Source organism: Luteimonas sp. Soil_N_1, assembly GCF_057656255.1.
Genome location: NZ_JBDGKS010000001.1, coordinates 2,555,775 through 2,578,549, shown reverse-complemented (window position 1 = coordinate 2,578,549; position 22,775 = coordinate 2,555,775). Strand labels below are relative to the sequence as shown.

Below are 22,775 nucleotides of genomic sequence, written 5' to 3'. Positions count from 1 at the left end.
CATGGTGGCCCCGTCGGCCCCTCGCGACGCTAGATCGAAAATCCCGCCAGGGCCGGAAGGCAGCAACGGTATCGGTCGATGCGGGCGCCGAGGTCAGTCGGCGGGGCCATCACCTTTTCCGGTACACGCCAGCGACGGTCTGCTTCGTCCTGCACGCCTGCGTTGCGGCGGATCGACATGCGCCGATCCGCCATGTCGATGCTCAGCGCGTCTCGCTTGCACGCTCGAAGGTGATGATGCTGCGCGTCTCGCCCTTGTCGGCCCAGTTCGGCATGACCCGCCACGGCGTGAGCACCTGCAGGCGATCGCCGTCGAGCTTGAACTGCCGGCGCTGTTCGGTGCCGACCCAGGCCGGGTTCCAGGCCACGTCGACCGCGGTGATCCAGGTGTCGCCCTCGATCCGGTAGCGGCCTGTGTAGGCGATCACGGTTTCCAGCAGACGCGCCTTCTCCTGCGCGCTTTCGCCCGGCTCGCGACCTTCGCCGGTCAGCACGAACCACACGCGGCCTTCAGGCGAGAACATCACGTAGCCGGTCGGCTGATCGCCCATTGGCGGGAAGGTCTCGCCACCTTCCTTGACCTCGACTTCGTAGGACACGAGTCGCCAGCTGCCTTCGACGGGCGCGGGTATCGCCGCGGTTGCAGTGGTCGCGGGCGTGTCCTGCGGGGTCGGGGGTACGGTCTGGGCCATGGCGAATGTGGACAGCGGCAATGAGATGGACATCAGCAGCGGGGCGACGAGACGGCGGGTCAGCATGGCGGATCTCCGGGTGGGATGCGATGCGGGCGGGCGCCGGATGTGGAATGGGAGCGCGGGCCCTTCGGTCGTGCAGCGATACGCTGTGATGCGTGAACGTGTTGTTGGAGGGGGGCGATCCAGTGGTCTTGTTGGGGGCTGCGAGTCTGTTACGTGTGCAGCGCATGCGCATTTCGACTCGTCTTACCAGCGAGCGCTGGAAGCGCAGTTCAATACCCGCATGGCGTGTCAGCCATTCTGATTTCGCGCTTCGACTCAGGATCCGGACAAGCGACCTGCCCAGCGAGGGATTGCTCGGCCCATCCATGGGCCTCGCCCCTCCGGCGCGGTGCGCCTGCGGGGCCAGCCATTCGGCTGTCCGGATTCGCTCCGGGCGAATCCGTCGAACCTGGGGTTCTCATCAGATCCCCTCTCTCCGCCAGAAAACGCAAAACGCCCCACGAGGGGGCGTTTGCGTTTCTGGCGGAGAGAGGGGGATTCGAACCCCCGAAGCGCGGTTTAGACGCTTACACACTTTCCAGGCGTGCTCCTTCAACCGCTCGGACACCTCTCCAGAACTGGCCCTTCGCGGAGCGCCTGGGCGCTGCGCAACGGCATTGGGACGCCGCGGGCCGGCCATTCTATCCGTCGGCGCCTGCGGTCACAAGGAACCGTTGGGGGCGTGGCAGAATACGGGGATGTCCTATCTCGTCCTCGCCCGGAAGTGGCGTCCGAAGCGGTTCGCCGAGCTCGTCGGCCAGGAGCACGTGGTCCGTGCGCTGACCAATGCGCTGGAGACCGGCCGCGTGCATCACGCCTTCCTGTTCACCGGCACACGTGGCGTCGGCAAGACCACGATCGCGCGCATCTTCGCCAAAAGCCTGAACTGCGAGACCGGCACTTCGTCCGATCCCTGCGGCGAGTGCGAGACCTGTCGCGCGATCGACGCGGGCCGCTACATCGATCTGCTCGAGATCGACGCCGCCAGCAACACCGGCGTCGACGATGTGCGCGAGCTGATCGACAACGCGCAGTACATGCCCTCGCGCGGCCGGGTGAAGGTCTACCTGATCGACGAAGTGCACATGCTGTCGAAGTCGGCGTTCAATGCGCTGCTCAAGACGCTGGAGGAGCCGCCGGGGCACGTGAAGTTCCTGCTGGCGACGACCGATCCGCAGAAGTTGCCGGTCACCGTGCTCTCGCGCTGCCTGCAGTTCAATTTGAAGCGGCTCGACGAGCAACAGATCCAGGGTCAGATGACGCGGATCCTCGAGGCCGAAGGCATCGCGGTCGAGGCCGGTGCGATCCGCCAGCTGTCGAAGGCTGCCGACGGCAGTCTGCGCGATGGCCTGTCACTGCTCGACCAGGCTATCGCTTACACCGGCGCGGGCGGCGAGGGCGGTGCGCTCGGCGACGCGGCGGTCGCGACGATGCTCGGCAGTGTCGATCGCACGCGCGTCGGTGCGCTGCTGTCTGCCCTGGCCGATGGCGACGGTGCGGCGCTGCTCGCCGAGGTCGCGACGCTGGCCGAATTTTCGCCCGACTGGGGCGGCGTACTCGACGCGGTCTCCGAAGCCCTGCATCGCATCCAGGTGCGGCAGCTGGTGCCGGAAGTGGCCGTGGAGAACGACGGCGTCGATGTCGATGCGATCGCATCGGCGGTGCGTCCGGAAGTCGTGCAGCTCTGGTACCAGATGGCGCTCAACGGCCGCCGCGATGTCGGCCTGGCGCCGAGTCCGCGTGCCGGTTTCGAGATGACCGTGTTGCGCATGCTCGCGTTCCGGCCTGCCGAAGGCGGCGCTGCTGCGCCGGCCGCAGGCAGCGGCAACCGTGCGAGCGGTCCGGCCGCGGCGCGTGCTCCCTTGGCTGCACAGACGGCGCCCGAGTCCGCGCCTGCACCGCGCGCGGCGTCGCCGTCGCCACAAGCCGTTCCCACGCCGACACCATCACGGGTGGTCGTGGAAACGCCACCTGCGCGTCCGGCACCTGAGCCTGCGCGCGCTGCGCCGTCCGTCGATCAGCCGACGGTCGACGCGCCGCGCGCCGAAGCACCGGCGCCGGCTGTCACTGCACAGCTGCGCACGCTCGATGCGCACCAGTGGCTCGATCTCGTTGCCGATCTGCCATTGCGTGGCCCGGTGCGCGAACTCGCCGCGAGCGCTGCTTTCGTCTCGCTCGACGGCGCCGTGCTGCGGCTCGCGCTGCCCGAGGCGGACGAGCATCTGAAAGCGCCGATCATGGTCCATCAGCTCTGCGAGGCGCTTGCTGGCCCGCTCGGCGGCGCGCCGCAGATCCGCTTCGAGACCGCGGCCGCCAGCGAAACCGTGACGCTGCATGAACGCAATGCACGCGAGCGCGACGCACGGCAGTCGAACGCCGAGAACAGTTTCATGTCCGATCCGGACGTACAGCGGCTGATGTCGCAGCAGGGGGCCAGAGTGGTGCCCGATTCGATACGCCCTTTTGAAGAACGAGGATTTCAGTGATGCGTGGAAACATTGCCCAGTTGATGCAGCAGGCGCAGAAGATGCAGGAAAACATGCAGCGCGTGCAGCAGGAACTCGCCAGTCTCGAAGTCGAGGGCAGCGCCGGCGGCGGCATGGTCGCCATCACGCTGACCGGCAACAAGGAATGCCGCAAGGTGCGCATCGACCCGAGCGTGCTGTCGGACCCGGAGATGGCCGAAGACCTGATCGCCGCCGCGTTCAACGACGCGTCGAACAAGGTCGATGAAGAATCGAAGAGCCGCATGTCCGGTGCGACCGCCGGCATGCCGTTGCCGCCCGGCATGAAGCTGCCGTTCTGAGTGGCAGTGATTCGTGATCCGAGGCGACTGGCTGCGCGCGCTGCCAGCTTTCAGCCATTACGAATCATCTCTGACGAATCACCAATCGCATGTCCTCCCTGCTCGAACAGTTGATCGATGCGCTGCGTGTGCTGCCCGGCGTCGGGCAGAAGTCCGCGCAGCGCATGGCCTATCACGTGCTCGAACGCGGGCGCGAGGGTGGCGCGCGCTTGGCGACGGCGCTGGCCGAGGCGGTCGAGAAGATCGGCCACTGCCAGCGGTGTCGTGACTTCAGCGAAACGCCGGTTTGCCCGACCTGCAGCAGCGCCGCGCGTGATGCGCAGACGCTGTGCGTGGTCGAGACGCCCGCCGACCGGCTCGCGATCGAGCAGGCCACGGGATTTCGCGGGTTCTATTTCGTGCTGCAGGGCCGGCTGAGTCCGCTCGACGGCATCGGCCCGCATGAGCTCGGGCTTGACCTGCTCGGCGCACGGCTGGCCGAAGGCGAAGTGCAGGAACTGATCATCGCGACCAATCCGACCGTCGAAGGCGAGGCCACGTCGCATTACCTGGCGCAGATCGCGCGGCAGCACGGCGTGCGGCCGAGCCGGCCCGCGCATGGTCTGCCGCTCGGCGGCGAACTGGAATACGTGGATCGCGGCACGCTGTCGCATGCGTTCGGCAGTCGCAGCGAAGTCGCCTGAGGATCGGCGTTCGCACACGGGATGAAAGGCGTGTGCCGTGAGCGGTGACGTATGCTTTTCGGAACCTTGGCCCCTGATTCCAGAAGCCCATGACGACCATCTTCCACAAGATCATCCAGCGCGAGATTCCGGCCGACATCGTCTTCGAGGACGACCACGTCATCGCGTTCCGCGACATCGCGCCGCAGGCGCCGGTGCATGTGCTGTTCGTGCCGAAACAGGATTTCGCCACGCTCAATGACGTGCCGGTGGACGCGCCCGGGATCATCGGGCGGCTGGCGATTGCGGCCGCGCGGTATGCGAAAGCGCAGGGATTCGCCGAAGACGGCTACCGCATCGTCATGAACTGCAACGAACACGGAGGCCAGACGGTGTTCCAGATCCATCTGCATCTGCTGGCAGGTGCGCAGCTGGGTCGTTTCGGCACGCCGTTCTGATCCGGCAGCCCCTGTGCGATTGCGGATCCATCTCGATGCCGCGCGCGAGGATCGCAATCGCTGGCGGGCGCGCGCAATCGACCGTTACCAGTAACCCCACCATGGCCACGGCGCTGGTCGCGTGATCACGTCGACGCGTTCGCGCACCGGCCACAGATACACCACGTCGGCATCGACCCGCGGAAAGCGGTAATCGTATTCGCCCACGCGGCGGGAGTCGTAGCCGGCGATGCGGCCGGTGAAGGTGACTTCGCGGTTGACCTCGAACACGGCCGGGTCATAGAAGCCGGCCCGGCAGGCGATGAAGCGGCCATTGGTGTCGTCACTAGCCCAGTACGGGCGTCCGTTCGACGTCAGGCGTGTGGCGATCATCTCGAAGCAGGTCGCATCGGTCTGCGGTTCGACCTGCACGATGCGTCCACCCCAGCGCACCATCGCGCCGGTGTGTTCGCCCTGCACCGCGGCGTGCGGCGTCAGTGCCTCGACGTAGCTGCCCTGCAGGGGGCCGGGCTGGGTGGCACAGGCGCCGAGCAGCAATGTGCCGGCGAGCAGGAACGCGATGCGCAGGATCATGGGTCGGTCTTCCGGGCTGGACGGTGCGCGCGCAATGCCCGCACCAGCGTCGCATCGAATGTCGACCGAGCGTAACGGGCGGCCGCGAAACGCCGGGTGAGGGTTTCGAGCGCGTGCTCGTCGGGCCGGGCGGCGCTTACGCGCCTCGCCCAGGCCAGTGCAGGTTCGTGTGGCGCGCGACCCAGGCCGAGCCGTGCATAGCGACGGCCCAGGCGATGCCAGGCCCGCAGCAGAGGGTCGCGCTCGCGTTCGCTGCGCGCGACCAGCCACAGCATCCAGCACAGCGCGAGCGCGGCGCACAGCGAGAACAGCGCCACCAGGCGGCCTGCGTCGATGTCCTTCAGTCCGATGCGCTGGAACATGCGCTGCTGGCGCGATGCATCGAAACCGAGCACGAAGTCGTTCCAGCTCCTCCGCGCCCAGTCGCCCATGTCGAAGATGGGGGCGAGCGCCGCGCCGGCGCCGCCGGCCCCGAGGCGATCTTCGAGGGTGTCGTAGATGCGCTCGGGCGCCACTGCGGCCGTCGGATCGACCCGGACCCAGCCACGGCCCTCCAGCCAGACTTCCGCCCAGGCGTGTGCATCCATCTGCCGGACGATCCAGTAGTTGCCGTAGCGGTTGCGGTAGCCGCCGGCGTACCCGGTGACGACACGTGCCGGGAGTCCGGCTTCGCGCATCAGTACGGTGAAAGCGGAACTGAAGTGTTCGCAGAAGCCCGCCTGTTCGTCGAACAGGAACTCGTCGACGGCATGGCGGCCGGGGAGCGGGGTTGAGAGTGTGTAGGCGAACTCGTTGCTGATCCAGGTCAGGGCACGTGCGACCAGCGCGGCATCGTCCGGCGTCTCGGCGCGCCACTGCCGGGCCAGGGCACGGGTACGCGGATTGAAGCCGCCCGGAAGCTGCAGGTTGGCCCTGCGCACCACATCCGGCAGGGTGGCCTCGAAGCGGCGTGGGGATGCGGATTGCATCTGCCAGCGGGTGACCCGGTCGAGCGGTCTGGCACTGCTCAACGAGTAGTCGTGAGTCGCGGCCGCACCATCGGGAAGTGCGAGCGGCATTTCGAGGGCGACCAGCAGATGACGCTCGGTCGGCTCCAGCGCGATCTCGTAGTCCCATACCGTTTCACCGTGCTCCACCGGTGCCGGCGGCAGGTGGCGCAGCCATCGCGAGGCGGTCCATGTGCGGCCGTCGTATTCGGTGAGCGTGGGGCCTCGCCAGTACAGATCGCGCGGGCCGGGCTCGGCGCCGCGGAACGTGGCCCGCAGGGCCGGGCTGTCATCCACCATCAGGTCCAGCCATTGCCCCGGTGACATCTCCTCCGACAGTCCGGGACGCGCGATCGAGCGTTCCGGCACACCCCACAGCGGCGTCGCCAGGCGTGGGAACAGCCAGAATGCCGACAGTGCCAGTGGCAGTCCGATCGCGACCAGGCGCAGCACGATCCCCAGTCGCGTGCGATGGTCCAGCGCGGCCGCCGGCAGGCCGGACTCCTGTTCCGACAGTCTGGCCAGCGCAGCGAGCACGAGGATCGCGCCCGCCAGTCCCAGGGCCAGCGACAGTGGCCCTTGGTCGAGCAGGAAGGTGGCGAACGGCGCGAACAGGGCAAAGCCCAGCAGGCTGCGGGCATCGCGCACGCTGCGCAGTTCCGCAGGCTTGATCGCCAGCATGCCGGCCAGCAGGGCGCAGCCCGTGTCGCGGCCGAAATGCATGCCGCTCTGCATGAACACCAGGCCGAACACCGCCAGTGCCAGCACTGTGCGCAGCCAGCCGGGTGTCGCCCGGCGTGTGGACATCACCGCGGAAATTCCGGCGGTCAGCGCGATGACCAGCGGCAGTGGCATGGGCAGTTGGAGCAACAGCGGCAGCAGGCAGACGCCCGCCGCGCACAGTGACCAGCGCCGGCCGGCGGTGTCGAGGGCGAGGGCGCTGCCCGCCATCAGCCGGCTTCCGGCAGCAGGGCGAGCGCACGCAGGCAGGCGTGGCGATGCAGGGCGCCGCGATCCGGTCCGATGACCGGCTGCCCCTGCAGTTGCAGCCGGTAACGCAGCGACTTGCGCTCCGCCTCGTCGATCCAGCGCGCCAGTCGCCGGATCCTGGCTTCGTGGTCCAGCGCCTCCAGGCGATGCCAGTCGAGCGTGAGGTCGTCGCCCTGCGGGCGTTCGAACTCGCGCACCACCAGGGCATCGCGCCGCGCCGACGCCTTCCACGCGATGGTCCGCCGCGCGTCGCCGACGCGCCAGTCGCGCAGGTGGTGCAGGGACTCGCCGGCGGGATCGAGCCGCGGCTGTGCGTCCTGTCCGCCGCTGGTCGGAAGGGGCGGCCCGGAAGCTTCCGGCACGGGATAGACCAGGACCCGGGCATCGGGCCATATCCAGGACCACGCGCGCGCCAGCCCCAATGGACGCGTGGTGCCGATGCGCAGCCGTGGCAACGGGAGGAGGCCGCGTCGCGCGGTCGGCAACAGCACGGTCGCTTCGCCGCCGCTCGCATCGAGCGACAGGATCGAACGGCTGTCCGCGAGCTCCACGCGCAGACCACGTCGCTCACGGCCGGGGCGCGCGGTGACGTGGACATGGAGCGGCATCGGCAGTCCGGCAGGAACCGGCTCCCCGAGCACCGCACGCACCTCCAGCCCGCTGAGTTGCAGATGCGTCCACAGCAGGCTGGCGAGCGCTGCCCCGACCATCAGCAGGCACAGCAGAAGCGCGGGATTGTTGTTGTAGTTCAGGGCGCCGATCGCCATGGTTGCCATCAGCGCCACGACGAATGCGCCGAAGCCGGTCGGCAGGACGTAGATCCGCCTGCGGTCGAGTCGGACCGGCAGGGATTCGGGGCGACGCGGACGTGCCCAGCCCTCGATGCGTCGGCGCAGCCCGGCGGACACGCGCATCAGTCGACCGGCACGGCCTGCAGGATCGAATCCGCCAGCCCGGCGTCGCCGGTGTCGGCCTCGGCGACCAGCCGGTGCGTGGCGATCAGCGGGAACAGGGTCTGCACGTCATCGGGCACTGCGTGATCGCGCCCCTGCAGCAGCGCCAGTGCGCGGGATGCGCGCAGCAGTGCAAGCCCCGCACGCGGCGACAGGCCGACGCGGACGCCGGGATGCTGCCGGCTGCGTCCGAGCAGCGCCTGCACGTATTCGATCAATGCGGGGCTCGCATGGATGGCCGTCACCGCCTGCCGCATCGCACGCAGATCGTCTGCGCCGAGCCGTGGCAGGGTTTCGGCGATCAGGGTGCGCCGATCACTGCCCGACAGCAGGGCGCGCTCGGCATCGCGATCGGGGTAACCCAGATTGAGCCGCAGCAGGAAGCGGTCGAGCTGGGAGTCGGGCAACGGATATGTGCCCGACAGATCCACCGGGTTCTGCGTGGCGATGACGAAGAACGGATCGGGCAGGCGATGCGTGGTGCCGTCGACGGTGACCTGCTGTTCGGCCATCGCCTCGAGCAGCGCGCTCTGCGTGCGCGGCGGCGCGCGGTTGATCTCGTCGGCCAGCAGCACGTTGGTGAACACCGGGCCGCCATGGAATTCGAAACGACGCGCGCTGCCCTCGTAGACCGACACGCCGACGACATCCGACGGCAACAGATCCGAGGTGAACTGCACGCGCTGGAAATCCAGGCCCACCGTCGCGGCGATCGCATGCGCCAGGGTCGTCTTGCCGAGGCCGGGCAGGTCCTCGATCAGGATGTGGCCATCGGCGAGCAGCGCGACGAAGCTCATCGTCACCGCCGTCTCCTTGCCGAGCACCAGCCGGTTCACCTGGGCCAGCGATGACGACAGGGCTTCACGCTGGGTGTCGGTTAGCATGGCGGGCGTCGTCGGGTCGGGCATGCATGTGCTCCTGCGGCGGTCTTCCCGAGTGTAGCGAGGTCGAGTTCAATGCGGCGGATGGAAATGCGCACGGTGTTCGTCGTGCTGTGGACGACGATCGTGCTGCTGAAGCTGGCCATCGCCGCGCGGCTGCCGCTGTTCGTCGACGAGGCGTTCTACTGGCTCGAAGGTCAGCATCCCGCGTTCGCCTATTCCGATCTGCCGGGCCTGACCGCGTGGCTGATCCGCATCGGCACCGAAGTCTTCGGCGATGGTCTGCTCGCGGTGCGTCTGCCCTTCATCGCGATCTCCGCGCTGGTGCCATGGCTGGTGGTGCGCCTGACCGCGCGCGAGTTCGATCCACAGTCCGCGTGGCTGTCCGGCTGCGCGGCATTGCTGCTGCCGCTGCTCGGCTCGCTCGGCGTGATGGCGTTGCCTGACGCGATGCTCGCGCTGGCGACCGTGCTGTGTCTGGATGCCGGCGTGCGTTTGCTGCGCGGCGTGACCCACGGCGGCGCACTGCTGCTCGCGCTCGGCCTGTCGCTCGGCGCGCTGAGCCATTACCGCTTCATCGCGGTGATCGGTGTCGGCATCGTGGCGCTGCTCGCGATCGCCAAGGGCCGCGAAGCGCTGCGCGACCCGCGCGTGTGGATCGCGATCGCGACCGGTGCAGCCGCCTGGATTCCGCTGCTGGTCTGGAATGTCGACAACGCCGAAGCCGGCCTGCGCTTCCAGATGGTCGACCGGCATCCCTGGGCGCTGCATGCCGAGGGCTGGCAGTTCATCGTGATCCAGGCGGTGATGGTGACGCCGCTGCTGTTCGCCGCGCTGTTGATCGCGGCCTGGCGTCTGCGCCGGGCGCCGGACGATGCGGCGCGCTTCCTCGCGATGTCCGGCGGGCTGATGGTGCTGGGCTTCTTCGCGCTCGGCTTCGTCGCCGACACCGAACGCGCGAGTTTTCACTGGCCACTGCCGGGCTATCTCGCACTGCTGCCGCTGGTCGGCTTCGTGCTGATGACCTGGCCGCGCTGGCTGCGCATTGCGACCTGGGCGACGCTGGCGCTGGGCTTCGTCGGCGTGGTCGGCTACTACGCGGCAGTGTCGACGCCCGAAGTGCGCGAACGCAGCGCGGGCCTGAAGTGGTACCCGTCGAACTTCGCCGGCTGGGACACGCTGGCCGATGCGGTGCGCGAAGAACTCGCCGCCATGCCCGCCGATACGGTCCTGGTGGCCGACAACTTCAAGATCGGTGCCGAGCTCGGCTTCGCGCTGGGTGACCCGCGTATCCGCGTGCTCGACCATCCGCTCAATCGCCACCACGGTCGCGCGCCGCAGCTGCAGCTCTGGCACCTGCAGCTTGACGATCGCGCCGAGCTGGCGGGACGCCCGGTGTTGCTGGTGACCGGCGTCAATGACGTCAAGTTCAGTGCGCTGCTGCAGCGCTACCAGACGATCTGTGCACGCATGGGCGCGCTGCCGGTCTCGCGCGTGGTCAATGCCGATCGCGGCGCGCAGCGCTTCATCCTGTCGCGCTTCGATGCGGATACGACGGCAGGCGCGGGCGATTGCGTCACGCCGGCGCTCGCCCATGTCGATACGCCCCTGGCAGGCGCGCGCGTCGATGCGCCGTTCGAAGTGCGTGGCTGGGCGGTCAAGGACGGCAGCGGCGTCGCGTCGGTCGCGATCACACTCGATGGCGTGCCGGTCGCGCAGGCGCAGTACGGCGCGCCGAATACTTGGATCGTCGAGCGGTTCCTCGCTGGAGATTCCCGTGATCCCGCGGGCGCCAACATCGGTTTCACCGCGACGATCGATCCAGCGACGCTCACACCCGGCCGCCACTGGCTCGGACTCGAAATCACCGGTCACGACGGTTCGGTCGAGATCTGGGCGGAGCAGCCGATCCAGGTCGCGCCGGCGCGCTGAGGCGCATCTGTCAGGGCAGGGCGTAACCCACCGCGCGCAGCAGACGCGCGGTCGCGATCAGCGGCAGGCCGACCAGCGCGGTCGGATCATCGCTGCGGATCGCCTCGAACAGCACGATGCCAAGCCCTTCGCATTTGAAGCTGCCGGCGCAGTCGAACGGCTGTTCGGCATCGACGTAACGCGCGATCTCGTCGGCCTGCAGCGTGCGGAAGACGACTTCGGTACGGTCCTGCGCCTGCAAGGTCGACTGTCCCGATCGCGCCAGCGCCAGTGCGGTGTGGAAGACCACGCTGCGCCCCGACATCGCCGTCAGCTGCGCGATCGCCGCATCGCGGCCGCCGGGTTTGCCGAGCGGTCGACCATCGAGCGTGGCGACCTGGTCGGAGCCGATCACCCAGGCGTCCGGAGATCGCGCGGCGACATCCTCCGCCTTGGCGTGTGCCAGGCGGATCGCCAACGCAGCGGATTCCTCGTCGTCGCCGGGCGTCTCGTCGACATCCGGGCGCTCGCAGGTGAACGGCAGGCGCAGGCGATCCAGCAGCGCGCGGCGGTAGATCGATGTCGAGCCGAGAATCAGCGGCGGGTTCATGCACTGCCTCCGGCGCGGACCAGCGCCAGCTGGGCGAGTTGCCGGTCGATGCGGGCCTGCGCCTGTTCGATCGATTCGCGCATCGCGTCCAGCGCGACGACCTCCGCGCTTGCGCCATGCTGCTGCAGCCACAGTCGTTGCCGCAGCATCTCCTGCAGCGCATCGCGTACCGGGTCGCCATCGCTCTGGCCGATCTGGGCACGCGCGATCCGCAGCCGTGCCTCGAACGTATCGGCGGCGTCGAGCACGCGCGCATAGGCGCGGTGGCGGCGTCGGACGCGGTGGCGCCACACCAGTACAATGGCGGTCGCAAGCAGGGTGGCCAGCAGCAGGCTGGGGATCGGCTGCACGCAGGAAGTCCGGTGGCGCGGCGGGCCAGTCTGCCCGCCAGGCCGCGATGCCGGCAAATGCGCCGGTCCATGGGTCCAGCCACCGCGCAGGGCGGTTTGACAGCCCGGGATCGCATCTTTAACATTCGGCGGCTATGTCCGCGCAAATGCCCGAGTTGGTCGATGCTTGGCGCATGGTCGGGAGCGGCATGCGCCTCGACGGGCGCTTGCCGTTGGCGTCCCTGACGCGCCTGAGCGAGCTTCTGGCCGATGTTGATGGCGACGACGTGACCTGCTCGATCGAGTTCGGTCGCGACGCGCTGCAGCAGTCGTATGCGCTTCTGCGGGTACAGGGCAGCCTGCCGCTGGTGTGCCAGCGGACGCTCAAGCGTTTCGTGTGGCCGATCGACATCGAGCAGCGGCTGGGCCTGATCCGCGACGAAGCGGAAGAGGCGGCACTGCTGCCCGATTACGAGGCGCTGCTGCTGGAAGGTGACGGTTCGCTGTCGCCGGTCGCGCTGGTCGAGGACGAACTGATTCTGGCAATACCCGCGATTCCGGTCGCGCCCGGCTCCGAAGCGATCGATCGCGACTGGCCGGTATCGACCGAAGAAGAGACACGCGTCAACCCGTTCGCGGCGTTGGCGGGTTTGAAGAAAGATCGAAACAACTAGAACCTGTTGGAGCAATTCCCATGGCTGTGCAGAAATCCCGCGTCACCCCGTCCCGTCGTGGCATGCGTCGTGCGCACGACAAGCTGAGCGCGAAGCTGTTGTCGACCGATCAGACGACGGGCGAGACCCATATCCGTCATCACATCACCGCTGACGGTTACTACCGTGGCAAGCAGGTGATCCAGCCGAAGACGCGCGTCGTCGAGGAAGATTGATCCTTGCTGCCCGCCACCTCGTTGGCGGGCGCACGATGTACCGGGCGCAGCCTCCGTCCCTGACGGGCGGCTGCGTCTGCCGTCGGCAGGGATGCCGGTTTTGAGATCACGTGTCACGATCACGCGCCTCGCGCGAGGGCCGCTCCGCAGATGACCAGCGAACGCATCTATTCCCGCATTGCCGGCACCGGCAGTTACCTGCCCGAGAAAGTGCTGACCAACGACGACCTCGCGAAGTTCGTCGACACCAGTGACGAATGGATCGCGACCCGCACCGGTATCCGCGAGCGACACATCGCCGCCGAGGGCGAGACCACCAGTGATCTGGCCTTCCATGCCGCCACGCGCGCGATGGAAGCGGCCGGCGTGTCTGCGTCCGAGATCGATCTGATCATCGTCGGCACCACGACACCCGACATCATCTTTCCGTCGACCGCCTGCCTGCTGCAGGCGCGGCTGGGGGCCAACGGCTGTGGCGCGTTCGACGTCAACGCCGCGTGCTCGGGCTTCCTGTACGCGTTGTCGGTCGCCGACAAGTTCATCAAGTCGGGCGATGCGAAGACCGTACTGGTGGTCGGCGCCGAAACGCTGACGCGCATGGTCGACTGGAGCGAACGCACCACCGCCGTGCTGTTCGGCGATGGTGCCGGCGCGGTCGTGCTCAAGGCCGATGCCGAAACCGGCATCCTCAGCACCCATCTGCACGCCGACGGCGCGAAGAAGGAACTGCTGTGGAATCCCGTCGGCGTGTCCGCAGGCTTCCGCGACGACCAGCCCAACGCGGGCGTGCGCATCCAGATGGCCGGCAGCGATGTCTTCAAGTACGCGGTCAAGGCGCTCGATTCGGTGGTCGAGGAAACGTTGCTGGCGAACGGTCTCGATCGCCACGACGTGGACTGGCTGATCCCGCATCAGGCCAACCTGCGCATCATCGAAGCCACTGCCAAGCGCCTGGACATGCCGATGGATCGCGTCGTGGTGACGGTCGACAAGCACGGCAACACCTCGTCCGGTTCGGTGCCGCTGGCACTCGACGAGGCGGTGCGTTCGGGTCGAGTGCAGCGCGGTCAGCTGCTGCTGCTCGAAGCCTTCGGCGGCGGCTTCACCTGGGGTTCGGCGCTGCTGCGCTATTGAGTCCCGCATGCGGGGGCGGATGGCCCCCGCAGTTGCTTCCACTTTCGCGGACGTGTGTCCGCACGACACGGAGACTCCCGCATGGGCGTCGAATCCATCGTCGTGGCCGGGCGCGATGCCTGGCTCAAGGCGTATGCTGACGGCGACAGCCGCAAGTTCGGCCTTGGCATCCTCGACGCGATCGCGCGCGGTCTCGACATCGATGCGCTGCGTCCGCCGCCGCATCCCGGTGGCGGTGAGGCCAAGCAGATCGAAGCGCGACGTCTGGCCGAACTCGACGCCCAGGGCGTGCGCGTGCCGCGCGTGCTCGGCGAAGGCGCTTCCACGCTGCTGCTGAGCAATCTGGGCGATACCTTCGCCGCGCAACTGCGCGCTGCCGATGGCGATGCCGTGCGTATCGATACTTTGACGACGGCGGTGATCGATGCGATCGCCGATGCGCATGCGCGCGGCGCCTATTTCGGGCAGCCGCTGCCGCGCAACATCACGCTCGACGACAGCGGTCGCGTGGGCTTCATCGACTTCGAGGAAGATCCGCTGGAAGTCATGTCGCTGCCGCAGGCGCAGGCGCGTGACTGGCTGATGTTCGCGTTCGGCATGGCGAAGTACTACGACGGCCGTACCGACGCGCTCGCCGACATGCTCGCGCGTGTCATGCAGCGCGAGCCTGAAGTGGCCGCGCACGCAGGCCGCGTGGGCCGCCTTGAGGGCTTCGCGCAGCGCATCGGCTGGCTCGGCCGTTCCGCGCGCCACGTCGCGCATTCGATCCTCGTGGTGCGCGCGGCGACGTTGTTGCCGGTGCTGCTCGTGGTCGCTGTGCTGTGGGACTGGCTCGACGACGGCGAGATCGAACTGCTGCGGATGATGTTCTGAGCCGGAGCGGCAGCGTGTGTCCAGCCCTTCCGGCGAAAAGCTCGGGCAGTCGCCTGAGCCCGTCCGGCAGGCGCCCAGCGTCATCATCCTGGGCGCTGCCGCTCGCTGCGGGCGTGGTGCCAGGATGGCAACCACGCCTTGGCGTGCTGTCAGGTGGCCGGAGTGACCGAGAGGCCTTTGCCGAGATTGCAGGTCTGGGCTGCTGTGCCGCCGTGCACGATGGTCAGCGCATAGTCGCCGGGCTCCACACCCTGCAGCGACACGTCGATGTTGTAACCGGACATTCGCGCTGATTCGCTTGAAAGCGCAGCGGCCACATCAGGACGTTCCACGCCGGCCGGCAAGGCTCCCGAGTAGCTGCGTGCGGCTCCGGTCAGCACCAGTAGCGCGTCTCCGGGTACGCCGTTCGCGGCATCTGCGAACCATCCCGACATCGAGACCTGGGTTCCGGTCGCAACGCTGGTGCCAGCCGACGGGCTGCCGTTCACAGCGTCCAGCGCGCAGTTGCCGCCTGGTGTGTTGGATGCAGCGGCATAGTCCTGCAGCGAGACTGGCACGGCGGGGGCGGAAACGGGCGCGGAGGCGGTTTCCGGAGCTGCCGCAGTGTCGGTAGAGGAGGGTTCTGGTGCCTGGTTGTTGCAGGCTGCCAGCAGGCTGGCGGCGATCAGCAGGGACGTCACTCGCGGGACAGAGGCCATGGGATGCTCGGTAGAGTCGGGAGGTGTGGGGTGGATGCGAAGAGTACTCCCGCGTGGGGTGAAAGCTGGCTTTCTTCACACTTGACGCGACGCTCGGCTGGCCGCCTGGGAGGCGGATGTCCGCCATCCGGATAGTGGGGGCGTGAGGCAGCGGCCATCGTGCTCGCCCATCTGATTGCGTAAAGGTCAGATCTGGATATGAGAGGCGCCCCGCATACGCCCCGGTACAGACAATGTCGCGGCTTCGCACTTATCATCGCCCCCGGTTTTGAGGCTGGAAATACGCGTGACCGCATCGCAACTCGCATTCGTCTTCCCGGGGCAGGGCTCGCAGTCGCTGGGCATGCTCGGTGATCTCGCCGCGCGCCATCCGGTGATCGTCGAGGCATTCGCTGAAGCCTCCGAAGGCGCGGGCGTCGATCTGTGGGCGCTGTCGCAGCAGGGCCCCGAGGCCGAGCTCAACCAGACCGAGTTCACCCAGCCCGCATTGCTTGCTGCCGGTGTCGCCGTGTGGCGCGCCTGGCAGCAGCGCGGTGGCGCTGCGCCGGCCGCGCTGGCCGGTCACAGCCTCGGCGAATACACCGCGCTGGTCGCGGCCGGCGTGCTCTCGCTGGGTGATGCCGCGAAGCTGGTGCGTCTGCGCGGCCAGCTGATGCAGAGCGCCGCGCCGGCGGGCACCGGTGCGATGGCTGCAGTCATCGGCGCGGAAGATGCGCTGGTCGGCGAGATCTGCCGCGATGCATCGCAGGACGCGGACGTCGTCGTGCCGGCCAATTTCAATTCGCCCGGCCAGATCGTCATTGGCGGGCATGCCGCGGCGGTGGATCGTGCGATCGCACTGCTCGGCGAGCGTGGCGTACGCAAGGTCGTGAAGCTGGCGGTCAGCGTGCCCTCGCACACGCCGCTGATGCGCGAGGCGGCGGATCGTCTGGCCGACTCGATGGGCGCGGTCGCCTGGCAGGCGCCGTCGCTGCCGGTGGTGCAGAACGTCGATGCGACCGTGCACGAGAGTGTCGACGCGATCCGCGATGCGCTGGTGCGCCAGCTGTATCTGCCGGTGCAGTGGACGCGTTGCGTCGAAGCGCTGTCGGCACGCGGCGTGACGCGCATCGTCGAGTGCGGCCCGGGCAAGGTGCTGACCGGTCTGGTCAAGCGCATCGACAAGTCGATCGAGGCCCGCGCGCTCGCCGCGCCGGACGATTTCGACGCCGCGCTGGCAGACTGGAAGGTCTGAACCCGGCGGAAGGACGCGGATCGGCGCACACTGCGGGCAGTGGCTGCGGCCGATGCCTGCGTCGTTCGATCTTCGCCGTCACACACGCCCCTATGGAGTTCTCATGAGCGCACCTCTTTCCGGCGAGATCGTTCTCGTCACCGGCGCAAGCCGCGGCATCGGTGCCGCGATCGCCGACACGCTGGCCGCGCAGGGCGCGACCGTGATCGGGACTGCGACCAGCGATGCCGGCGCAGCGAAGATCGGCGAGCGCCTGTCCGCGCACGGCGGCCACGGCTGCGTGCTGGACGTCTCGCAGCCGGGCACGATCGAAGCGCTGGTCGAATCGATCACCGCCGAGTTCGGCGCGATCTCGATCCTCGTCAACAATGCCGGCATCACCCGCGACAACCTGCTGATGCGCATGAAGGACGAGGACTGGCAGGCCATCCTCGACACCAATCTGACCAGCGTCTACCGCAGCTCGAAGGCGGTGATGCGCGGCATGATGAAGGCGCGGAAGGGTCGCATCATCAACATCGCATCAGTCATCGGCGTGACCGGCAACGCCGGCCAGGCGAATTACGCCGCGGCCAAGGCAGGCATCATTGCCTTCAGCAAGTCGCTGGCGAAAGAGATCGGTTCGCGCGGCGTCACGGTCAACGTGGTCGCGCCCGGCTTCATCGCCACCGACATGACCCGCGATTTGCCGGAAGAGTCCAAGGCCGCCTTGACCGAACGCATCGCGCTCGGCCGTCTCGGTGAACCGGACGACATCGCGCAGGCCGTCGCGTTCCTCGCTGGCCCGTCGGCGGCGTACATCACCGGCGAAACCCTGCACGTCAACGGCGGTATGTACATGCCCTGAGAGGGCTGCGTCGACACTTGAATTCCGAGGGCAAGCCGTTGAATGGCAAGGGCTTTGATGGTGGTGCGCCCATCGCCCGGCTTTCCCTTACACTATCCACCGAAAATCGCCTCCCCGGAGCAAACTACCCATGAGCAACATCGAAGAGCGCGTCAAGAAGATTGTCATCGAGCAGCTGGGCGTCAAGGAAGAAGAAGTCAGCAACAGCGCTTCCTTCGTCGACGACCTCGGTGCCGATTCCCTCGACACCGTCGAGCTGGTGATGGCGCTGGAAGAAGAATTCGAGTGCGAGATTCCGGACGAAGAAGCCGAGAAGATCACCTCGGTGCAGCAGGCGATCGACTACGTCAAGGCGCACGCCAAGGGCTGATGCCCGCGTCCACGTCCACGGTTCGACCGATGGGCGTGCGACTGGTCCGGTCGCGGTGCGGCCGGGCAGACAGGTTCCAGTACGAGGCCGCGTTGCGGCCTCGTGCGTATTGGCGGCGACCAACCGCGCCGCCACCGACTTCTCAGGAGTTGAACAATGGCCAAGCGCCGCGTCGTCATCACGGGCATCGGCATCCTCTCGCCGCTGGGCAACGATCTGGCTTCAAGCTGGGACGGCATCGTCAACGGCCGGTCGGGCATCGGCCCGATCACCCATTTCGACCCCACCCATTTCGCCACGCGCATCGCGGGCGAGGTGAAGGGCTTCGATGCGACCCAGTGGATCGCGCCGAAAGACGTCAAGAAGATGGATCCCTTCGTGCACTACGGTGTCGCCGGCGGCCTGATGGCGATCGCCGACGCAGGCATCGACGTGCGTGAATCCGACGCCGAGCGCATCGGCGTGGCGATCGGTGCGGGCATCGGTGGCCTCAAGGGCATCGAGGAAACGGCGATCAAGTACGCCGAAGGTGGTCCGCGCAAGATCTCGCCGTTCTACGTGCCCAGCACGATCATCAACATGATCTCCGGCCAGGTCTCGATCATGACCGGCGCCAAGGGTCCGAACATCGCGGCCGTGACCGCCTGCACCACCGGCACGCACAACATCGGTCTGGCGATGCGCATGATCCAGTACGGCGATGCCGATGTGATGGTGGCCGGTGGCGCCGAGTTCGCGACCACGCCGACCTCGGTCGGTGGCTTCTGCTCGATGAAGGCGATGTCGACCCGCAACGACGACCCGACCGGCGCCTCGCGTCCGTGGGACGTCGAGCGCGACGGTTTCGTCATGGGCGACGGCGCGGGCGTGCTGGTGCTCGAGGAATACGAGCGTGCCAAGGCGCGTGGCGCACGCATCTATGCCGAGCTCGCGGGCTTCGGCATGAGCGGCGACGCATTCCACATGACCTCGCCCAGCGAGAACGGCGAGGGCGGTGGTCGTTGCATGCGCGCCGCCATCAACGACGCCGGGATCGATCCCTCGCAGATCGGCTACATCAACGCGCACGGCACCTCGACCCCGGCCGGCGACGTGGCCGAGACGATGGGCATCAAGGGCGTCCTCGGCGCGCATGCATCGAAGGTGATGGTCAGTTCGACCAAGTCGATGACGGGCCATCTGCTGGGCGCGGCCGGTGGCATCGAGGCGGTGTTCTCGGCGATGGCGCTGCACACCGGCATCATTCCGCCGACGATCAACCTGCACACACCGGGCGAAGGCTGCGATCTGGACTACGTGCCGCACACCGCACGCGAGCACCAGGTCGAGTACGTGATGTCGAACTCGTTCGGCTTCGGCGGCACCAACGGCACGCTGGTGTTCCGCAAGGTCTGACGGCAGGCGACCCTGCCAGCCAAAAAAAAGAGGCCCGCGCAAGCGGGCCTTTTTCTGTCTGCAGGTGCGCTGGCGCGTGCGCACCGCGCAGTGGACTTCAGCCGCGCTTCCAGCGCACGCCCTGCGGCGTGTCCTCGAGCACGATCTTCTCGGCGGCCAGCTGGTCGCGGATCGCGTCGGCGCGGGCGAAGTCGCGGGCCTGCTTGGCGGCGATGCGCTCGTCGATGAGCGCCTGGATACGGACGTCGTCGTCGTCGCTGGCGCCGCGCGCGAACCACTCGGCAGGCGCCTGCTGCAGCAGGCCCAGCGCGAGCCCGGCGCCGAGCAGTTCTGCCTTGAGCGTCGCACGCGTGGCGTCGTCGGTGGCCTTGCGTGCATCACCTGCGATGCGGGCGACCTCGGCCAGCGCAGCCGGTGTGTTCAGATCCTCGTCCAGCACGGCTTCGATGCTGTCGGGAATCCGTGCTTCGGCCTCGACATCGGCCAGATCGCGCAGCGTGCCGTAAAGCCGGTCCAGTGTGCGCACCGACTGTTCGATCAACGCGTCGGACCAGTCCAGCGGCTGCCGGTAATGCGCGGAGAGCAGGGCATAACGCAGCGCTTCGGGTGCGTGCGTCTGCACCAGGTCATGCACGCGTTCGATGTTGCCCACCGACTTGGACATCTTGCTGCCGGCGAAGGTCAGCATGCCGTTGTGCAGCCAGACGTTCGCGAACGGCGCGCCGGCATGGGCGCACTCGCTCTGCGCGATCTCGTTCTCGTGATGCGGGAACTGCAGGTCAACGCCGCCGGCGTGGATGTCGATCGTCTCGCCCAGATGCGCGGCGGCCATCGCCGAACATTCGATGTGCCAGCCGGGCCGACCGGTGCCCCAGGGCGATTCCCAGCCGGGAAGATCATCGGTCGACGGCTTCCACAGCACGAAATCGCCTGCATCGCGCTTGTACGGTGCGACCTCGATGCGGGCGCCGGCGATCATGTCGTCGGTGTCGCGGCGCGACAGCTTGCCGTAGCCGTCGAAGCTGCCGACCGAGAACAGCACATGGCCTTCCGCCGCATAGGCGTGGCCGCTGTCGATCAGGCGCCCGATCATCGCGACGATCTCGCCGATGTGCGCGGTCGCGGCCGGTTCGATGTCCGGCGGGGCGATGCCCAGCGCGGCCATGTCCTGCCGGTAGGCGGCGGCGAAGCGGTCGGTGATCGTCGAGATCGGGACGCCGTGGTCGCGTGCGGCGGCGTTGATCTTGTCGTCGACGTCGGTGATGTTGCGCGCGTATTTCAACGCGCCGAAGCGGCGCCGCAGCAGGTCGGCCAGCACGCCGAACACGACCGGTCCACGGGCATTGCCGATATGGACGTAGTTGTAGACCGTGGGGCCGCAGACATACATCGTCGGGCACGCGGGATCGAGGGGCGCGAACGGTTCGAGGCGGCGGGTCAGGCTGTTGTAGAGATGCAGGGACATGGCGGGCTCGCCGGGATAACCGGACGATTCTAACGGCGCATGCGGCCCCGCGCTGCCCCGGTGACGTTGCGCCCCGCACGCCGCGTCACATCGGGCGGGGCGCGTGTTCACGACAGCATCGATTCAGCCCCCGCAGGTGGGCGCGCCCTACACTGCGTCGGTGTCGATCGCGCTCCGAAGCCACCCTCGTGCGAATCCCGCGCTGCCTGTCCTGGCGGTGCTGCTCGCATGCGTGTGTCCGGCGTTCGCACAGAGCCCACCGCCACCCGGACAGCCCGAGAACGCGCGGCTCGAGTACGCCCAGGTGCTGCGCGCCGAACCGGTCTATCAGACCCTGCGCGCGACCAGCATGGTCGAGCGCTGCGAGGCCACGACCCCCGTCGACGAAGAGCAGCGACGCGGCGTTGCACGCTGGGTCGGTGCGGTCAGGGATGTCCTGCGTTCCGAGGACGACCGGGTCGACGAGACCGATCGCTCGGCAGGCGGTGACTGCCGCATGGTCCCGATCGAGCGCGAGTTCCGCCGGCCGATCGCCTATGACGTCGACTATGTGCACAAGGGCGTCAAGTACCGCTCGCGGCTGCCGTACGACCCGGGCAACCGCCTGCGCGTCCGCGTGTCCGTGACGCCGGTCGTACCGCCCGCAGGCGAGCGTTGAGCAGCGCCGTCGCCGCTGTTGCAGTGCAACGCTCCGCGTGCGAGGATTCGCGCCTCATGAACGCCCTGCGCGCCAACGCCGACATCCTGACCTCCGCCCGTATGGCGTCGGGGATGACCTCGCGTGCCCGCCGACCGGAAGCCCACATCCTCCCGGGCTAGTCGGAACGTCGTTCGCGTATGCGTGCTGTTCTGCAGAAAACCCGGCCGGTGCCGGGTTTTTTCGTTTCCGAAATACCGGTTTCATCGATCCATCCGATCCTCCCTCCATCGCCTCCACGAGATTTCCACCGATGACTGCGATCCGACACTTCCTCAACACGCAGGACTGGTCCCGTCCCGACCTCGACGCCCTGCTGGTCGATGCCGCGCGCTTCAAGCGCGAAAAGCTTGGCGATGCGCTCAAGGGCCGGTCGATCGCGCTGGTGTTCTTCAATCCGTCGATGCGTACGCGCACCAGCTTCGAACTCGGCGCATTCCAGCTCGGTGGTCACGCCATCGTGCTGCAGCCGGGCAAGGACGCGTGGCCGATCGAATTCGATCTGGGCACGGTGATGGACGGAGACACCGAGGAACACGTGGCCGAGGTCGCACGCGTGCTCGGCCGCTATGTCGACATGATCGGCGTGCGCGCGTTTCCGAAGTTCGTCGACTGGTCGGTCGATCGCGAGGACCGGGTGCTCAAGGCATTCGCGCAGTACTCGCCGGTGCCGGTCATCAACATGGAGACCATCACCCATCCCTGCCAGGAACTGGCGCACGCGCTGGCGCTGCAGGAGCACTTCGGCACCGCGGATCTGCGCGGCAAGAAGTACGTGCTGACCTGGACCTATCACCCTAAGCCACTCAACACCGCGGTCGCCAATTCCGCGCTCACCATCGCTACGCGCATGGGCATGGACGTGACCCTTCTGTGCCCGACGCCGGACTACGTGCTCGACCAGCGCTACATGGACTGGGCGGCGCAGAACGTCGCCGAGAGCGGCGGTTCGCTCGCCGTCAGCCACGACATCGACAGCGCCTACGCCGGCGCCGACGTGGTCTACGCCAAGAGCTGGGGCGCGCTGCCGTTCTTCGGCAACTGGGCGCCCGAGAAGCCGATCCGCGACCAGTACCAGCACTTCATCGTCGACGAGCGGAAGATGGCGCTGACCAACAATGGCGTGTTCTCGCACTGCCTGCCGCTGCGCCGCAACGTCAAGGCGACCGACGCGGTGATGGATTCGCCCAACTGCATCGCGATCGACGAAGCCGAGAACCGCCTGCACGTGCAGAAGGCGGTCATGGCGACCCTGATGCGCTGACGCGCGCCGCACCC

Annotated in this window: 24 protein-coding genes, 1 tRNA gene and 1 other RNA gene; 16 read left to right on the top strand and 10 right to left on the bottom strand. The window is 67.8% G+C overall.

From position 1 onward, the window contains the following. Positions 1–10: 10 nt before the first annotated feature. Positions 11–107: signal recognition particle sRNA small type (gene ffs, locus AC3A4E_RS11945), an RNA gene on the top strand. A 95-nt stretch (positions 108–202) separates the two neighbouring features. Here ffs and AC3A4E_RS11940 read toward each other — a convergent pair. Then, positions 203–757, bottom strand: a complete 555-nt coding sequence (locus AC3A4E_RS11940) for a lipocalin-like domain-containing protein (protein ID WP_487631672.1) — start codon at positions 755–757, stop codon at positions 203–205. Positions 758–1,217: 460 nt separating this feature from the next. Next, positions 1,218–1,310, bottom strand: a tRNA-Ser gene (locus tag AC3A4E_RS11935). A gap of 124 nt (positions 1,311–1,434) precedes the next feature. Between AC3A4E_RS11935 and dnaX the strand changes: the two genes are divergently transcribed. The 4 genes from dnaX to AC3A4E_RS11915 all read left to right on the top strand — a co-directional run bounded on the left by dnaX (position 1,435) and on the right by AC3A4E_RS11915 (position 4,662). Next, entirely contained in the window at positions 1,435–3,222 is a 1,788-nt protein-coding gene (gene dnaX / locus AC3A4E_RS11930; protein WP_487631671.1) for a DNA polymerase III subunit gamma/tau, read from the top strand. After that, positions 3,222–3,542, top strand: a complete 321-nt coding sequence (locus tag AC3A4E_RS11925) for a YbaB/EbfC family nucleoid-associated protein (protein ID WP_232135921.1) — start codon at positions 3,222–3,224, stop codon at positions 3,540–3,542. The genes dnaX and AC3A4E_RS11925 overlap by 1 nt, the downstream gene beginning before the upstream one ends. An 89-nt stretch (positions 3,543–3,631) precedes the next feature. After that, on the top strand, positions 3,632–4,225 hold the full coding sequence (gene recR / locus AC3A4E_RS11920) for a recombination mediator RecR (RefSeq protein ID WP_232135920.1): 594 nt from the start codon (positions 3,632–3,634) through the stop codon (positions 4,223–4,225). Positions 4,226–4,314: 89 nt separating this feature from the next. Beyond that, entirely contained in the window at positions 4,315–4,662 is a 348-nt protein-coding gene (locus AC3A4E_RS11915; protein WP_487631670.1) for a histidine triad nucleotide-binding protein, read from the top strand. An 84-nt stretch (positions 4,663–4,746) separates the two neighbouring features. Here AC3A4E_RS11915 and AC3A4E_RS11910 read toward each other — a convergent pair whose 3' ends face one another. Genes AC3A4E_RS11910 through AC3A4E_RS11895 form a run of 4 tightly spaced genes read right to left on the bottom strand, consistent with a single transcriptional unit; the run spans position 4,747 to position 9,072 of the window. Next, the gene (locus AC3A4E_RS11910) at positions 4,747–5,235 is read right to left on the bottom strand and encodes a Slp family lipoprotein (RefSeq protein ID WP_487631669.1); all 489 of its coding nucleotides are present in this window, start codon (positions 5,233–5,235) and stop codon (positions 4,747–4,749) included. Continuing rightward, positions 5,232–7,172 (bottom strand): transglutaminase TgpA family protein, encoded by a 1,941-nt coding sequence (locus AC3A4E_RS11905; RefSeq protein WP_487631668.1) that lies wholly within the window; start codon positions 7,170–7,172, stop codon positions 5,232–5,234. The genes AC3A4E_RS11910 and AC3A4E_RS11905 overlap by 4 nt, the downstream gene beginning before the upstream one ends. Beyond that, on the bottom strand, positions 7,172–8,125 hold the full coding sequence (locus AC3A4E_RS11900; protein ID WP_487631667.1) for a DUF58 domain-containing protein: 954 nt from the start codon (positions 8,123–8,125) through the stop codon (positions 7,172–7,174). The genes AC3A4E_RS11905 and AC3A4E_RS11900 overlap by 1 nt, the downstream gene beginning before the upstream one ends. Further along, positions 8,125–9,072, bottom strand: coding sequence for an AAA family ATPase (locus AC3A4E_RS11895; RefSeq protein ID WP_487631666.1), 948 nt, complete (start codon positions 9,070–9,072; stop codon positions 8,125–8,127). The genes AC3A4E_RS11900 and AC3A4E_RS11895 overlap by 1 nt, the downstream gene beginning before the upstream one ends. Before the next feature lie 57 nt (positions 9,073–9,129). On the opposite strand from AC3A4E_RS11895, the gene AC3A4E_RS11890 reads away from it, so the two are divergent. Then, positions 9,130–10,977, top strand: a complete 1,848-nt coding sequence (locus tag AC3A4E_RS11890) for an ArnT family glycosyltransferase (protein WP_487631665.1) — start codon at positions 9,130–9,132, stop codon at positions 10,975–10,977. Positions 10,978–10,987: 10 nt separating this feature from the next. On the opposite strand, the gene AC3A4E_RS11885 is transcribed toward AC3A4E_RS11890, so the two are convergent. Together AC3A4E_RS11885 and AC3A4E_RS11880 are read right to left on the bottom strand one after the other, a co-directional pair. Next, positions 10,988–11,566, bottom strand: coding sequence for a Maf family protein (locus AC3A4E_RS11885; protein WP_487631664.1), 579 nt, complete (start codon positions 11,564–11,566; stop codon positions 10,988–10,990). Further along, the gene (locus tag AC3A4E_RS11880; protein ID WP_487631663.1) at positions 11,563–11,916 is read right to left on the bottom strand and encodes a hypothetical protein; all 354 of its coding nucleotides are present in this window, start codon (positions 11,914–11,916) and stop codon (positions 11,563–11,565) included. The genes AC3A4E_RS11885 and AC3A4E_RS11880 overlap by 4 nt, the downstream gene beginning before the upstream one ends. A 134-nt stretch (positions 11,917–12,050) precedes the next feature. Here AC3A4E_RS11880 and AC3A4E_RS11875 point away from each other — a divergent pair, with 134 nt between their 5' ends. The 4 genes from AC3A4E_RS11875 (at position 12,051) to AC3A4E_RS11860 (ending at position 14,791) form a co-directional block, all read left to right on the top strand. After that, positions 12,051–12,569, top strand: a complete 519-nt coding sequence (locus AC3A4E_RS11875) for a YceD family protein (protein WP_487631662.1) — start codon at positions 12,051–12,053, stop codon at positions 12,567–12,569. Between the two features lie 20 nt (positions 12,570–12,589). Further along, entirely contained in the window at positions 12,590–12,784 is a 195-nt protein-coding gene (gene rpmF, locus AC3A4E_RS11870) for a 50S ribosomal protein L32 (protein ID WP_159679179.1), read from the top strand. 150 nt (positions 12,785–12,934) lie between these two features. Next, on the top strand, positions 12,935–13,918 hold the full coding sequence (locus AC3A4E_RS11865; RefSeq protein WP_487631661.1) for a beta-ketoacyl-ACP synthase III: 984 nt from the start codon (positions 12,935–12,937) through the stop codon (positions 13,916–13,918). Positions 13,919–13,999: 81 nt separating this feature from the next. After that, positions 14,000–14,791 carry a BUD32 family EKC/KEOPS complex subunit gene (locus AC3A4E_RS11860; RefSeq protein WP_487631660.1) on the top strand — a complete coding sequence of 264 codons (792 nt, stop codon included), beginning with the start codon at positions 14,000–14,002 and terminating at the stop codon, positions 14,789–14,791. 149 nt (positions 14,792–14,940) lie between these two features. Here AC3A4E_RS11860 and AC3A4E_RS11855 read toward each other — a convergent pair whose 3' ends face one another. Then, the gene (locus AC3A4E_RS11855) at positions 14,941–15,489 is read right to left on the bottom strand and encodes a hypothetical protein (RefSeq protein WP_487631659.1); all 549 of its coding nucleotides are present in this window, start codon (positions 15,487–15,489) and stop codon (positions 14,941–14,943) included. A gap of 286 nt (positions 15,490–15,775) precedes the next feature. Between AC3A4E_RS11855 and fabD the strand changes: the two genes are divergently transcribed. The 4 genes from fabD to fabF all read left to right on the top strand — a co-directional run bounded on the left by fabD (position 15,776) and on the right by fabF (position 19,335). Further along, positions 15,776–16,723 (top strand): ACP S-malonyltransferase, encoded by a 948-nt coding sequence (gene fabD, locus AC3A4E_RS11850; protein WP_487631658.1) that lies wholly within the window; start codon positions 15,776–15,778, stop codon positions 16,721–16,723. Positions 16,724–16,826: 103 nt separating this feature from the next. Continuing rightward, complete coding sequence (gene fabG / locus AC3A4E_RS11845) at positions 16,827–17,570, top strand: 3-oxoacyl-ACP reductase FabG (RefSeq protein WP_487631657.1); 744 nt, start codon at positions 16,827–16,829, stop codon at positions 17,568–17,570. 130 nt (positions 17,571–17,700) lie between these two features. Then, entirely contained in the window at positions 17,701–17,940 is a 240-nt protein-coding gene (gene acpP / locus AC3A4E_RS11840; protein ID WP_096297753.1) for an acyl carrier protein, read from the top strand. Positions 17,941–18,096: 156 nt separating this feature from the next. Next, complete coding sequence (gene fabF / locus AC3A4E_RS11835; RefSeq protein WP_487631656.1) at positions 18,097–19,335, top strand: beta-ketoacyl-ACP synthase II; 1,239 nt, start codon at positions 18,097–18,099, stop codon at positions 19,333–19,335. 97 nt (positions 19,336–19,432) lie between these two features. Here fabF and cysS read toward each other — a convergent pair whose 3' ends face one another. After that, positions 19,433–20,800 carry a cysteine--tRNA ligase gene (cysS, locus tag AC3A4E_RS11830; RefSeq protein ID WP_487631655.1) on the bottom strand — a complete coding sequence of 456 codons (1,368 nt, stop codon included), beginning with the start codon at positions 20,798–20,800 and terminating at the stop codon, positions 19,433–19,435. 166 nt (positions 20,801–20,966) lie between these two features. Between cysS and AC3A4E_RS11825 the strand changes: the two genes are divergently transcribed. Then, positions 20,967–21,458: a hypothetical protein gene (locus AC3A4E_RS11825; protein WP_487632066.1), complete on the top strand. Its 492-nt coding sequence runs from the start codon at positions 20,967–20,969 to the stop codon at positions 21,456–21,458. A gap of 292 nt (positions 21,459–21,750) precedes the next feature. Further along, positions 21,751–22,761 (top strand): N-acetylornithine carbamoyltransferase, encoded by a 1,011-nt coding sequence (locus AC3A4E_RS11820; protein WP_487631654.1) that lies wholly within the window; start codon positions 21,751–21,753, stop codon positions 22,759–22,761. Positions 22,762–22,775: the final 14 nt, after the last annotated feature.

Bases quoted from the DNA above. Each gene is read 5' to 3' on its own strand.
- AC3A4E_RS11940 (WP_487631672.1), bottom strand. From the start codon at position 757: ATGCTGACCCGCCGTCTCGTCGCCCCGCTGCTGATGTCCATCTCATTG.
- dnaX (WP_487631671.1), top strand. From the start codon at position 1,435: ATGTCCTATCTCGTCCTCGCCCGGAAGTGGCGTCCGAAGCGGTTCGCC.
- AC3A4E_RS11925 (WP_232135921.1), top strand. From the start codon at position 3,222: ATGCGTGGAAACATTGCCCAGTTGATGCAGCAGGCGCAGAAGATGCAG.
- recR (WP_232135920.1), top strand. From the start codon at position 3,632: ATGTCCTCCCTGCTCGAACAGTTGATCGATGCGCTGCGTGTGCTGCCC.
- AC3A4E_RS11915 (WP_487631670.1), top strand. From the start codon at position 4,315: ATGACGACCATCTTCCACAAGATCATCCAGCGCGAGATTCCGGCCGAC.
- AC3A4E_RS11910 (WP_487631669.1), bottom strand. From the start codon at position 5,235: ATGATCCTGCGCATCGCGTTCCTGCTCGCCGGCACATTGCTGCTCGGC.
- AC3A4E_RS11905 (WP_487631668.1), bottom strand. From the start codon at position 7,172: ATGGCGGGCAGCGCCCTCGCCCTCGACACCGCCGGCCGGCGCTGGTCA.
- AC3A4E_RS11900 (WP_487631667.1), bottom strand. From the start codon at position 8,125: ATGCGCGTGTCCGCCGGGCTGCGCCGACGCATCGAGGGCTGGGCACGT.
- AC3A4E_RS11895 (WP_487631666.1), bottom strand. From the start codon at position 9,072: ATGCCCGACCCGACGACGCCCGCCATGCTAACCGACACCCAGCGTGAA.
- AC3A4E_RS11890 (WP_487631665.1), top strand. From the start codon at position 9,130: ATGGAAATGCGCACGGTGTTCGTCGTGCTGTGGACGACGATCGTGCTG.
- AC3A4E_RS11885 (WP_487631664.1), bottom strand. From the start codon at position 11,566: ATGAACCCGCCGCTGATTCTCGGCTCGACATCGATCTACCGCCGCGCG.
- AC3A4E_RS11875 (WP_487631662.1), top strand. From the start codon at position 12,051: ATGTCCGCGCAAATGCCCGAGTTGGTCGATGCTTGGCGCATGGTCGGG.
- rpmF (WP_159679179.1), top strand. From the start codon at position 12,590: ATGGCTGTGCAGAAATCCCGCGTCACCCCGTCCCGTCGTGGCATGCGT.
- AC3A4E_RS11865 (WP_487631661.1), top strand. From the start codon at position 12,935: ATGACCAGCGAACGCATCTATTCCCGCATTGCCGGCACCGGCAGTTAC.
- AC3A4E_RS11860 (WP_487631660.1), top strand. From the start codon at position 14,000: ATGGGCGTCGAATCCATCGTCGTGGCCGGGCGCGATGCCTGGCTCAAG.
- AC3A4E_RS11855 (WP_487631659.1), bottom strand. From the start codon at position 15,489: ATGGCCTCTGTCCCGCGAGTGACGTCCCTGCTGATCGCCGCCAGCCTG.
- fabG (WP_487631657.1), top strand. From the start codon at position 16,827: ATGAGCGCACCTCTTTCCGGCGAGATCGTTCTCGTCACCGGCGCAAGC.
- acpP (WP_096297753.1), top strand. From the start codon at position 17,701: ATGAGCAACATCGAAGAGCGCGTCAAGAAGATTGTCATCGAGCAGCTG.
- fabF (WP_487631656.1), top strand. From the start codon at position 18,097: ATGGCCAAGCGCCGCGTCGTCATCACGGGCATCGGCATCCTCTCGCCG.
- cysS (WP_487631655.1), bottom strand. From the start codon at position 20,800: ATGTCCCTGCATCTCTACAACAGCCTGACCCGCCGCCTCGAACCGTTC.
- AC3A4E_RS11820 (WP_487631654.1), top strand. From the start codon at position 21,751: ATGACTGCGATCCGACACTTCCTCAACACGCAGGACTGGTCCCGTCCC.